General features: G+C 68.0%; 2 protein-coding genes. Both read left to right on the plus strand.

Annotated features, from left to right (window positions below; genetic code table 11):
- On the plus strand, positions 1-568 hold a 568-nt coding region (locus DBR34_RS14855; RefSeq protein ID WP_146186857.1), incomplete at its 5' end, for a glutathione S-transferase family protein.
- A gap of 145 nt (positions 569-713) precedes the next feature.
- Positions 714-2092, plus strand: a 1379-nt coding sequence (locus DBR34_RS14860) for an amidohydrolase family protein (RefSeq protein ID WP_128097372.1), incomplete at its 3' end; no start/stop codon positions are given.

A 2092-nucleotide genomic window follows, 5' to 3' on the forward strand; every position in this document is an offset into this window, starting at 1 on the left:
CACGCCGGTCGCCTGCGCCCTGGCCGAACTGGCCGTGCCCCACGAACGCGTCCGGATCGACATCCGCACCGGCGAACAGCGCACGCCGCAGTACCTGGCCATCAACCCCAATGGCAAGGTGCCGTGCCTGGTGGTCGATGGCACCCCGTTGTTCGAGGGCCTGGCCATCCTGCAGTGGCTGGGCGCGCAGCATGGCGTAGCGCAGGGGCTGTGGCCGCAGGACGGCACGCCCGAACGCCTGGAGGCGCTGTCGTGGACCACGTGGGCCTACGTGACCTATGCCGCGTTGTTGAACCGGCTGTGGCTGGCTACCCGCGACGAGGCGTTGCGCAGCCACGAGCACGCCGCTGCGGCACTGGCCGGGGTCAACGAGCTGCTGGACCTGCTGGAGGCGCGGCTGGCGGGGCGCGAATGGATGCTGGGCGAAGCGTACTCGCTGGTCGATCTGGTGGTGGGCTCCGTGGTGGGCTACGGCGTCTACTTCGGTGCCGACGTCGAGGCGCATCCGCAGGTCAAGCAGTGGTTGGGACGGCTGCAGGCCCGCCCGGCGATGCAGGGCGAGGTCTAAGGGGGGGGCGGCACTGCCCGGCGCGCACGCTGCCGGGCAGTGCATTGCATTTGATTGCTGCATGTCGAACATGCCGAGATTTAACTGGTGCATGTCATCGCCATCGCCGTATGGTGGCGCTGACCTCCCTGATCGTGTCCCGCCAATGAAACCCTCGCTGTGCGCCTTGCTTCCGACCTTGTTGATGCTGGCTGCGCCGGCCTTCTCCGCCGAGCAGGCCGATCTGATCATCCGCCAGGCCACGGTGGTCGATGTGGAGCATGCCCGCACGCAGCCCAACCAGAGCGTGGTGGTGCGCGGCGCCGACATTGTCGCCGTCGGCGAGGACAAGGCCATCGCGCGGCAGTGGCGCGCGCCGCGCCAGGTCGATGCCAAAGGCCGCTACCTGATTCCCGGTCTGTGGGACATGCACGTGCATTTCGGCGGTGGCCCGGAGCTGATTGAAGAGAACAAGGCGCTGCTGCCGCTGTACATCGCCCATGGCATCACCACCATTCGGGACGCCTCCGGCGATCTGCCCGCGCAGGTGCTGCAATGGCGGGGGCAGATCCGCGACGGCAGCCTGATGGGGCCGCAGCTGTTTACCTCCGGCGCCAAGATCGAAGGCGTGAAGCCGGTCTGGAAGGGCACCATCGAGGTCGGCAACCAGGCCGATCTGGATGCGGCCTTCGTGCGGCTGAAGGAAGACAAGGTCGATTTCGTCAAGATCACCGACAGCGCGCTGACCCCGGACCTGTTCCTGGCGGCGGTGCGCGGTGCGCGTGCCAACGGCCTGCGTGCCTCGGGCCACATTCCGATGGCGTTGACCGTGCAGCAGGCAGTGGACGCCGGCATCAGCTCCATCGAACACCTGGACTATGCGTACAAGGCCGGGGTCAAGGACGAAGCGGAGATTGCAGCGGCCTTCGCGGACAAGCGCATCGATCGCGCCGAAGCCAACCGGCAGCTGGACGCCGGCTTCGACCCGGCCACGGCGATGGCGGCCTACCGCGGCTTCGCGGCCAAGGGTGTGTACGTCACGCCCACGCTCAACGGCGGGCGCATCCTGGATTTCCTCGATCAGGATGACCATGCCAACGACCCGTACCTGGCCTACATCGGGCGCAAGCTGCAGGCGACCTACGCCTGGCGCGTCGAGCGCGCCGCCAAGGCGACGCCGGCGCAGATCGAGGCGCGCCATCGCGAGTATCACCAGGTGGCCGCGGTGCTGCCGATGCTGCAGCAGGCCGGTGTCACGATCATGGCCGGCACCGATGCCGGCTTCCTCAACTCGTTCAACTATCCGGGCATCGGCCTGCACGACGAACTGCGCCTGTTCGTGACCGAAGGGTTGACCCCCGCGCAGGCACTGTCGGCGGCAACGCGGGCAGGGCCGTCGTGGTTCGGCATGCTGGATCGCTATGGCGGCATCGCGGCCGGCAAGGCGGCCGACATGGTGCTGTTGGACGCCAACCCGCTGCAGGACATCACCGCCACCCGCCGCATCGACACCGTGCTGCTGCGTGGCCAGGTGTACGACCGCAA

Source organism: Stenotrophomonas sp. HMWF003 (assembly GCF_003061285.1).
Classification (GTDB): Bacteria; Pseudomonadota; Gammaproteobacteria; order Xanthomonadales; family Xanthomonadaceae; genus Stenotrophomonas; species Stenotrophomonas maltophilia_AP.